The organism is Scytonema sp. UIC 10036, assembly GCF_009725235.1.
On the sequence record NZ_WJFC01000055.1, the window covers coordinates 57,837 to 67,767 of the forward strand.

General features: G+C 42.5%; 9 protein-coding genes. 4 read left to right on the forward strand and 5 right to left on the reverse strand.

The genetic code is table 11. The annotated features are described in order from the left end of the window. Positions 1-20 precede the first annotated feature (20 nt). Positions 21-2,177, reverse strand: coding sequence for a DNA helicase RecQ (gene recQ / locus F7734_RS24960; RefSeq protein WP_155747284.1), 2,157 nt, complete (start codon positions 2,175-2,177; stop codon positions 21-23). Positions 2,178-2,286: 109 nt separating this feature from the next. Continuing rightward, the gene (locus tag F7734_RS66240; RefSeq protein WP_155747286.1) at positions 2,287-4,587 is read right to left on the reverse strand and encodes a carotenoid oxygenase family protein; all 2,301 of its coding nucleotides are present in this window, start codon (positions 4,585-4,587) and stop codon (positions 2,287-2,289) included. A 77-nt stretch (positions 4,588-4,664) separates the two neighbouring features. Between F7734_RS66240 and F7734_RS24970 the strand changes: the two genes are divergently transcribed. After that, the gene (locus F7734_RS24970) at positions 4,665-4,949 is read left to right on the forward strand and encodes a DUF427 domain-containing protein (protein WP_155747288.1); all 285 of its coding nucleotides are present in this window, start codon (positions 4,665-4,667) and stop codon (positions 4,947-4,949) included. Positions 4,950-5,160: 211 nt separating this feature from the next. Here the strand turns inward: F7734_RS24970 and F7734_RS24975 are convergent, their stop codons facing one another. The 3 genes from F7734_RS24975 to F7734_RS24985 form a co-directional block, all read right to left on the reverse strand. Next, positions 5,161-5,610 carry a molybdopterin-binding protein gene (locus F7734_RS24975; RefSeq protein ID WP_155747289.1) on the reverse strand — a complete coding sequence of 150 codons (450 nt, stop codon included), beginning with the start codon at positions 5,608-5,610 and terminating at the stop codon, positions 5,161-5,163. A gap of 132 nt (positions 5,611-5,742) precedes the next feature. Next, complete coding sequence (locus F7734_RS24980; RefSeq protein ID WP_155747291.1) at positions 5,743-6,096, reverse strand: hypothetical protein; 354 nt, start codon at positions 6,094-6,096, stop codon at positions 5,743-5,745. A gap of 389 nt (positions 6,097-6,485) precedes the next feature. Beyond that, positions 6,486-7,025 carry a phycobiliprotein lyase gene (locus F7734_RS24985; RefSeq protein WP_166482130.1) on the reverse strand — a complete coding sequence of 180 codons (540 nt, stop codon included), beginning with the start codon at positions 7,023-7,025 and terminating at the stop codon, positions 6,486-6,488. A 262-nt stretch (positions 7,026-7,287) separates the two neighbouring features. Here F7734_RS24985 and F7734_RS62220 point away from each other — a divergent pair, with 262 nt between their 5' ends. The 3 genes from F7734_RS62220 to F7734_RS24995 all read left to right on the forward strand — a co-directional run. Further along, entirely contained in the window at positions 7,288-7,434 is a 147-nt protein-coding gene (locus F7734_RS62220; RefSeq protein WP_207714200.1) for a hypothetical protein, read from the forward strand. Between the two features lie 169 nt (positions 7,435-7,603). Next, complete coding sequence (locus F7734_RS24990; RefSeq protein ID WP_243147070.1) at positions 7,604-8,959, forward strand: efflux RND transporter periplasmic adaptor subunit; 1,356 nt, start codon at positions 7,604-7,606, stop codon at positions 8,957-8,959. Between the two features lie 96 nt (positions 8,960-9,055). Continuing rightward, a partial coding sequence (locus tag F7734_RS24995) for an efflux RND transporter permease subunit (protein WP_243147064.1) occupies positions 9,056-9,931 on the forward strand: 876 nt, incomplete at its 3' end.

Sequence of the window (9,931 nt, forward strand, 5' to 3'; positions counted from 1 at the left end):
ATCCCAAATCCAAAATCATCTCACTTCTTACCTTTACACCGCCACGTTATCTTTACAAGACGAATTTCATCAAAACTGTAGCGATCGCCAAGATAATCTTTAATAGGTGTTAGAGGAACATCCCCAAGAATTTCTAAGACTTGTAAAATTTTTTGCTGCTTCTCGACAGGAACCAATAAATTTAAATCTATTGGCTGCTTCTTCTCAATGAGATTGCAAAGGTGATCGACAATGGTTCTTGGGCGAAGATTGCGTTTTTTCGCAATTTCTTGAACGCTCAAACCTTGCTGGTGTAATTGTAATGTGTGTAGTTCTGTACCTATAGGTAATTCGTCAGAAGGTGTAGAATTCAGTTTCTTTTCCAGCAACCCTTGTTTTTGATAGTAAGCACAAATTTCTGCTAGAAATTGGTCCCCGTATTGCGAAACTTTATGACTGGTTACCCCAGAGAGTTTACTAAATTCTAATAAACTTTTAGGTTGCATCTGTGCCATTAATCTTAGTGTAGAGTCAGAAAAGATGACGTAAGGTGCAACAGATTGAGCATCTGCAATTTGTTTGCGTAGCGATCGCAATTTCTGCAAGAGTAAATCCACCTCTGCTGCTCTTGCATCCCTGTCTGTAAAGGTAACCTTTTGTGCTACTGGAACAGCAACAGTCACTGTTCGCTGTCGGCGCATGATTTCCCAACTTAAAGCATTCAGTTTTAAGACTGCGTAACCATCGCTTGTTTGTTCTAAAAAACCTTTATGCAATAGAGCACGCCCTAGCATTCGCCATTCATCTAAACCTTTATCTTTACCAATCCCATAAGTAGATAGTTTATCATGTCCGTTTTGAATAATTTTCTGGGTTTTTGCACCTCGCAACACATCTATAATATGACCCATTCCATATTTTTCTTTGCATCGAGCCACACAAGATAAAAATTTCATGGCTTCGATAGTCCAATCTTCCTCTGGCTTGGGATAGCGACAGTTGTCACAATTTCCACAATTACCTGCAAACCGTTCTCCAAAATAACCCAATTGAATTGTGCGACGGCAAACTGTTCCTTCAGCATAGTCTATCATTTGCCGCAGTTGTTGTTTGGCAATCAATTGTTCTTGAGGGTCAGTTTTTTGATTGATACTCCACTCTATCGTTTTGACATCACTAAAGTTATAGAAAAGCAGACAGCGAGATGTTTCTCCATCTCTTCCCGCCCTACCTGATTCTTGGTAATAACTTTCTATATTGCGGGGTAAATCAAAGTGAATCACAAACCGAACATCTGGTTTATTAATTCCCATCCCAAAGGCAATTGTTGCTACGATAACGCGCACGTCATCGCGAATAAACCGAGTTTGATTTTGATTGCGTTCTTCATCAGTTAATCCAGCATGATATGGTAAAACAGAAATTTTCTCATGTTGAAGCTTAAGAGTCAGTTCATCAACTTTTTTGCGCGTCAAGCAATAGATAATTCCCGAACCATCTGTTTCTCGAATCAGTTCCAATAATTCCGCGTAAGCAGATTTGGTTTTGGAACGGACTTCGTAGTAAAGGTTTGTGCGGTTAAAGCTAGAAATGTGGATGTTGGGTTGGTTTAACCCTAATTGTTGGATGATATCACTGCGGACGCGATCGGTTGCTGTGGCGGTTAGGGCAGAAACAGCTATATCCGGGTAGCGTTGGCGTAATAACTTCAGTTGGCGGTACTCTGGGCGAAAATCATGTCCCCACTCAGAAACACAGTGGGCTTCGTCAATTGCAAAGGCAGAAATACCAACTTGGTGATGGACAAGATCGAGTAAAGGTAGAAATCTTTCGCTGACCAGACGTTCTGGGGCAACGTAGAGTAGTTTTATTTTACCTTGGAGCAAGGCTTCTTCACGCGATCGCACTTGATAGGCATTGAGGCTGCTGTTAAGAAATGTTGCAGAAACACCGTTATTTCGCAATGCTTCCACTTGATCTTGCATCAAAGCTATAAGGGGCGACACCACAACAGTGACACCTTTTTTCAGGAGTGCGGGAAGTTGAAAACACAACGATTTTCCCCCACCAGTGGGCATAACGATCAGTAGATCCCGATTTAAGAGCGCTTGTTCGATGATTTGCCGTTGTCCGGGGCGGAAGGTGTCATAACCAAAGTAGTGTTTTAGCGCTTGTTCTAAACTGGGAGACTGATACATAAATCACTGTTGTACAAAAAAGGCATCCTGCCTGCACGCTAATTGTAACCAATCTTAGCCAAGGAATGCCCATTGAGTCTCAACTTCAGACTTTACTTTTGGCGGGAGATTAAGAATTACAGATTTGAGTTGCCATTTTCTCAGAGGAAACCCACTCACAATGGAAACCGTAGGGAATTCGTTGAGGGATAAGCACGCGAGCAATGGGTTCAGCCGTGATATTGTGAGCGTCCAAAACAACCAATTCCGAACGCTTTTTCACAGCATCGTAAATATAGGTTAGCACCCATCCGTCATCTTCGGTTGTACCACCAGGACGGGGTGCAAAGACGCATTCACCGCCAAAGCGTCCGCGTCCAAAATATACACTTTGGGCTGTTCCGGCTTCTAAGTCGTACTTCTTGATCCCGTCAAATACAGGGCGTTCCATGTAAACGGCTCCTAGTCCGGCGTAAACATAACGCATCTTGCGCCCTACAAAATTCTCATTGATACGGGGGAATTCAGCAATTTCATCGTCAAGCATTTCTTCTTTGACTTGACCGGTAGATAGATTAAACCGCCAACGATATAACTTTGTCATTTCTGGTTCGATTTTGTCCTTCTTAGCGTTATCTTTGACGAAATCGTAGGCATTTTCTGGATCGGGGATAAATAGTTGAGTAGAGTCCATCCGATAGGCTACCAGAACTACCTCATTTCCCTCTTCATAGGCATTGACGGTATGATAAACCATACAAGCTGGCACCTTAAACCAGCGCATCTGTCCTCCATGTCGAGGAATAATGCCAAAACGACTGGGGCGATCGCCTTCAAAAACGATGGGAACTTTACCGACCATAATTCGCATTGCCTTGAAAGCGAGAGGCATATCCATGAAGATGGAGTAGTTTTGAGTAATGGCGAAATCGTGCATGATAATGGGAGAAGGAATGTCAACAGGAATGGTTTTGACAATTTTTCCTTCTGCTGAGACGATGCCGTATTGGATGTATGGCTTGGTAAGGGGTTGATAGCCAAAGAACATCATTTCCCCTGTTTGAACATCGATTTTCGGATGGGCGGTGAAGGGGAAAGTCAATTGATTGTCAAAGGTATAAGGTCCAACTGTTTCTAAGTTGGGGAGGCGGAGTTCATAGGGTTCTCCCCCTTCCCACAGAGCGAGTAATCGTCCGTTGTGCCACACTAAAGCAGTGTTGGCAACATTTTTCATCATAATTCCATGGGGTTGATCGAAGCGAGGTAGATTAAGCAATCCTGGCCAAATGGCTTTGTTTTCTTTTCGCTCAATCTCAAACCCTTCAGTACGAACATAACGGTTCCGATAACAAGCCTTACCGTCATTAATATGCACTCTATGAATCATTCCATCCCCATCAAACCAGTGATAAAGTCCTAGGGGGGCAAAACGGGCGTTTGGCCCAATCCGGAGAAACATCCCTGACAACTCTGGTGGGAGTTGTCCAATCACTTCTAAGTTTTCTGCTGTGATTTCTTCACGCACTGGGGCGTAATTGTCTGTTAAAAAGCGATGGGCTAATTCTTCTTTGACTTGTGGATTGCACTGGAGAGCTGTTACTTTACCCATGACAGCCTGAGGAATGCGAGCATAAGCATAGCCTTTTCTAAGATTTTGACGTGCTTGTGCTGGTGACTCTAAGCGATCGGGAACCACTTGAGCCAGGAAGTTAGGGTCAAGGAAGATACGCCCTAAACGTTGCTGGAGGATGGTTTGACGAGTGTCTTTATCAGCAAAAACTGCTAACAATTCTTTTTCTCGATCGGTAATTTCTTCATCACTGGTCAATAAACTTGCTAAGACTTTATTTAATGACTCGCATTTTTGCGGACTGGGATTTTTGCCTAGGTAAGCTTCTAGCCAGTTAAAACACTCCTGCGGCGAAACAGGTTGATTTTCTGATAATAAACTTTTAATTTCTGAATCTTCAGCCACTCCTTTTTCAGTCGCTAATTTCAATAAATATTCTTGTTCTCCCGGTGCGAGTGTTCCATCGAGCCAAGCGACACCAAGCAGGATTTTTAGCAATTGTTTATTCTCGTGAGAGCAGTCTTGCTGATAGGCAAGCAAAGTTGCTTTGGGCAGGGCTATATCAAAATGTTCGTTAGTGCTTGCATCCGGGCGAAGATTTTTTTCACTGGTGTATAAAATTCTGGCAAGATTGGGGGATTTAACAACAACATATAAATCGGGATTGCCTTCAAATTTTTCAAAACTCTTTTTAAAATCAGCTTCAGAGTAAGTTATTTCAAATTGACCGTTGTTGTTCGTTATTGTTTGCCCTAAGTAGTCGGTTTTAAAAATATCTTTATCAAAAGCTTCCACAACTAAGTGAGGAATTCCCGCTCCGCTTTCGGATTCGTAAATGCGCCCTGTTATTTTAAATAACATCTTCAATTGTCTCCAAGGGTTGCAAAGTTAGGTGCTAACGATAATATTATATGTATAGTCACAAGTATTTATCACCTATGCCCAAAGCAATCTGGAATGGTGCTGTTATAGCTGAAAGCGATGACACTGTAGTTGTGGAAGGCAACCATTACTTCCCTCCTAACGCAGTCAACAAGGAATACTTTAAGGAAAGCGACACCCATACAACTTGCCCTTGGAAGGGTGTTGCTAGTTACTACAGCATTGAAGTGGATGGACAACTTAACAAGGATGCGGCTTGGTACTATCCCAGTGCAAAGGAAAAAGCAAAGAATATTGAAGGGTATATCGCCTTTTGGAGAGGTGTCAAGGTTGAATCGTAGTCAAAATTTCGTATTTTGACCAAAAGCCATTCCAAATAAAAAATACCCAATATACGTTCTTACGGGATGGGCATCTTTATTCTTATGGGATGAGCATCCTGATTCCTATGAAATGGGCATCCTTGCCCGTCCTATACAATGGACGGGCACAATTCCGTGCAATATTCCTGACTTAATTTTGTATAAAAGTTACAGCAAATGAAGCTCAAGCTTACTCGCTAGCAATGACAATATCGTTAGACTTGATCACAGCATAAGCCTCTTTACCCTCCGTCAGTTCCAACTCATCTGCTGAAACTCGAGTGATAATTGAGGTAAGTTCAACTTTGTGAACGATCTCTAGTGTAACCTCAGTATTGACGGCTCCTGTAATAACTCGTTTGACAACTCCTTTTAAAATATTCCGAGAACTAACTTTTAAAGGTTTTTTCTGACCTACAACATCTATCTTAGGGCTGACTTCACTACCCCAAGCATCATCTTTTCCACGGCGCTGAGTCGATCGCGATGGCGATACAGAAGGCTGTTCATTGAGACTTCTCACTAATTCCCGCAAAATTTCTGTTTTAGTGCGCTGAGACTGCTGGCAAAATTCCTCTAAAATCTTTCTCTCCTCCTCCGAGGTTTGAAACGTAATCCATCCTTGTTCTTTTCTTGGCATAATTTTACCAAAATTGTTGGTAATTGAGACCGTTCTTGATCCGATCCTACCAAGCGCAAATACGTTTGAACAATAAAACTTTATTGAGTTAGCACCTAGAGCCCCCATTTTGGCTCAATCTAAATCTGTCACCTAAACTTCATCCATCCCAACTTCCCAAGGAACTCCCTTGTCTACGGGGGGACACAAGCGGATTTTAGCACTATTAGAAAATAGTTTTAATTTTTTAAAAATATCGGGAACAACATTCGCCATATGCCAGTAACTTTCTAAGTCATAGCAGATAATGAGTAGCGTCAATGTCCCAGCATTGATTGTGAAATACCAGTGACAACTCGACAACAAAAATCGCATTATAGGACCGCAAGCTTTGTAAAACTTTTGGCAAATAGCTTCTTCAAGTTGCCTCAGAAGCAACACATCAAGGTGTATGCTTTGGGATGGCTGATCGTCTGAGGGAAGAGGAGGAAGAAAGAATTTTCCCATTAAATAAGTCCTCCTAAAAAACAGGATACCATTACTTTACTTTGTACTGTATTCTCTTAAAAGTGAGCTTTTCTCTAGGTTTTTTTCCAAATTCAAAAGTAAAAATTTAAATTTAAAATCAAAAGTTTACAATTCAATAATAGTACGTAAATAGATTGCTTTTGTTATACAAAATCAGCAAGTGGAAAGAAAAAATCAAACTATAGTAACGAGGTGTAAATTTTCTATCTTCGGTTCGTAGTAGCGCTTTAGCGCATGCACTAGAACTACAAATCGGTAATGATTATTTACACCAATTTACTTACGTATATTTCAAAAATCCAAGGGGTGTAAATTTTCTGTCTTTGGCTTGTAGCTGGCGATGCATGCGCTAAAGCGCTACTACAAACCTAATCTATTCTCTTTTCCAAATACTGACCGATCATGATTTGTTCGCCTGCACGAGAGATGATTGACTGACGCGTGCGGTACTTGGTACCGATAAGCTTTAACTCTTCCTCAAAAACTGAACCGTTGTACTCCGTTCTCAAACATAGGGTTTTGGGGTTTGGGAAATGATATTCAGCAGTAATGGGCTTAGTTGTTGCAAAACCACGATCGCGATACAAAATGTTTCCCAATGCACCAAACAGCGTTGAACCATTAGACTCTTTCCTTCCTGTTACGGAATTGGCACTTTCCCAAGTGACTTCAGCACCACATCTCAAACTAACTGTCTCTGGCAGATCGTGCATTTGAGCTAGTTTTTGCAATTCCTCGCATCCTGCGGTTAAAAAGCGGATGGTTATTATACTTACGACTTCTTTGGTTTCTCCATCTGGTAGTGTATAATAGCGCCGTTCAGACCGCCACATCCCAACGGATTCTTGAAAAAAGTCAATCAATAGAGATTCATCAGAGCTTTGTGCAAGTTTAAGTAGTGCTGTCACTGGTAGTCTTCCTCTCCAATATAAAGTTTCATCAAGTGTTGGGATTAGATACACTATGTGTGTCTTAAATACCAGATTTCTTGATTTTTTTTAATATTATCTACAGATTAAGAGAATAGCTGATAGTTTTGCTACAATGGGAAAAATGAGTATCTTAACTTTTTTAACAACTGTCATAAGTTAGATTTTTTGCAGTCTCGTGTGTGTTCCACAGTGCGATACAGTTTAGCTTCAGAGGAACAGATTGATACGAGGCTAAGTCTTGACTTTAGGTAGATCTAAAAAAAAATTAACAATTGTTAGAATTCAGGTAAGAAATCCAACAGATTTATGTAAATATAAATACATAGAATCCAGGGAAATCACAGTCGCTGAATTTGCCATCGTTAAAGCGGCTAAGGTAGCATGATATTTATTTACTTAGAGTATAAACTTTTAGAAAATGAAACTAAAGGGTTAAGTAAACTACCCTAGTAGGAGCAATGTCAATGCTTTTGGAAGGAAATAAAATACGGAAAAGAACACGCAGGCAAACTTGTACGGTTGAAAGGCAATTACAACAGCCAAACATCACCCCCATGCCAAAACAGGTTTGTCGAAAAAACATTTTGATTGCTTCAATACTCAGTGCAGGACTGCTGATAGCAGGTTGTGGTTCGTTGCCAAAAGAATCAGCCGAAGCGCAGTCACAAAGTCCGGGAAACAATCAAAGGGGTGGAGGTGCAATACCTGTGGATGTAGCAACAGCTCGAACTGGATTGCTGCGTCAAGAACCAGAATATACAGGAACCACTGTACCCTTTCGGACGGTATCGCTGCGATCGCGAGTCGAAGGGCAGCTATTAGCATTAAATGTAGATGTAGGCGATCGCGTCAATCAAGGGCAAGCGATCGGACAAGTGGATGATGCCCTGTTAAGAACCGCTCAGAATCAAGCAGAAGCAGAATTAGCAGCTCTCAAGTCAGAAGTCGCACGAGCAAAAGCACAAGTCAGCAATGCACGTGCTGAAGTCGAAAGATCCAGAGCACAACTACAACAAGCGCAAGCAGACTCCAGCAGACAGCAGAAATTAGTAAAAGAGGGAGCGATTTCACAACAAGCAGCCGAACAAGCAAGCACTCAAGCCAAGACAGCAGCTCAAGTACTCCGCGCAGCACAAGAGCAAGTCCGTACAGAACAAGAAGCATTAGGCGCAGCGCAAGGTAGAGTTGTTGCACAACAAGCAGTGCTTGCAGAAGCAAAAGAACGCCGTTCCTATGCAAGGCTCATTTCTCCCATTACCGGAGCAGTGTTAGAAAAAGTGACAGAACCGGGAAATTTTCTTCAAGCTGGCAATGAAGTTTTGAGAATAGGAGACTTCAGCCGCGTAAAAATTGAAGTTCAAGTTTCTGAATTAGAACTGGCAAAAATTCGGGTAGGACAATCCGTAAAAGTGCGGTTAGATGCCTTTCCAGATCGAACATATGTTGGACAAGTTACGCGTATTTCTCCTGCAGCAGATAGAACAGCTCGTCTAATACCCGTAGAAGTAGTGATACCCAATGGTGACGGCAGAATTGGCAGTGGCTTACTAGCAAGAGCTAATTTTGAAACTCAAGCACAAGCCAGAGTGCTGATACCTGAAACAGCCCTTCCAGGAGGAGGGGTAGAAGGAAGCAGGGGAGCAGGGGAGCAGCGCAGACGCAATAATGCCCCAAGCCCCAATTCCCAATCCCCAGTCGCCAATACCCAAGGAAAAATATTTGTGGTGACAGAAGCAGACAAAAAAGCAACAGTGACAGCTAGAGCAGTAACGCTAGGGGAAAAAGCTGATGGCAAAGTAGAAATATTATCAGGCTTGCAACCAGGAGAAAGATTTGTGGCTCGCAGTGGCAGACCATTGAAAGATGGTGCTGCTGTGAGACTTTCCATCCTTTCAGAGAAACAACAGTAAGTGGGCATTGGGCATTGGGCATTGAGTTTTTCCCTATTCCCCACTCCCCACTCCCCACTCCCTATTTTAAAGAACATTAGCACTCAGCACTGATTTATGCAGCAGGTACACCAAAATAGCGGATTTAGTGTTAGCGCCATATCAATCCGTCAGCATATCGGTACACTCATGTTGACGCTAGCGGTTATTGTTTTAGGTATCTTTTTTATCATTAAATTACCAGTAGATTTGCTGCCTTCAATTACTTATCCTCGGATTGGTGTAAGGTTGGAAGCACCAGGAGTTTCACCAGAAGTAGCAATTGATGAAATCACCAGACCTTTAGAAGAAGCTTTTTCTGCTACTGAAGGTGTTATACAAGTTTATTCCCAAACCCGTGAGGGACAGGTCAATGTGGACTTGTACTTTCAGCCCGGTGGAAATATTGACCAAGCTCTCAACGATGCAACAGCTGCTTTTAACAGAGCGAGAAGTGGTTTACCAGACACCATAGAAGAACCTCGTATCTTTAAAGTCGATCCTTCTCAGCTACCTGTTTATGAATTTGCACTCACGTCACCTTCTCTAAGTGGTGTTGATTTGCGTGTTTTTGCTGATGAAGAATTAGCTCGCGAGCTAAGTGTTGTACCGGGTGTAGCTGGAGTCGATGTATCAGGAGGTCTTCAAGAAGAAGTTAGCGTCAATATTGATTTAGACCGCTTGCAGGCTTTGGGGGTTGGTTTAACGGATGTTTTGGATGAACTAAGAAACCGCAACCAAGACATTTCTGGTGGTCGAATCTTGGGGCAAAATACAGAACCACTCACCCGTACTGTTGGACGCTTTAAAACAGCTGACGAAATTGAAAATATATTATTTGAAGTTTCCTCGCCCTGGGCGGCGGGGGGCGGGGGGGGGGGGTGGGGTGGGGGGGGCCAGGCGGGGGTGGGACGCGGCGAAAATGGGCGGGGGATGGGGAGAGATGGTGATGGG

Coding starts and splice junctions, on each gene's coding strand:
- recQ (WP_155747284.1), bottom strand. CDS start 2,177: ATGTATCAGTCTCCCAGTTTAGAACAAGCGCTAAAACACTACTTTGGT.
- F7734_RS66240 (WP_155747286.1), bottom strand. CDS start 4,587: ATGTTATTTAAAATAACAGGGCGCATTTACGAATCCGAAAGCGGAGCG.
- F7734_RS24970 (WP_155747288.1), top strand. CDS start 4,665: ATGCCCAAAGCAATCTGGAATGGTGCTGTTATAGCTGAAAGCGATGAC.
- F7734_RS24975 (WP_155747289.1), bottom strand. CDS start 5,610: ATGCCAAGAAAAGAACAAGGATGGATTACGTTTCAAACCTCGGAGGAG.
- F7734_RS24980 (WP_155747291.1), bottom strand. CDS start 6,096: ATGGGAAAATTCTTTCTTCCTCCTCTTCCCTCAGACGATCAGCCATCC.
- F7734_RS24990 (WP_243147070.1), top strand. CDS start 7,604: ATGCCAAAACAGGTTTGTCGAAAAAACATTTTGATTGCTTCAATACTC.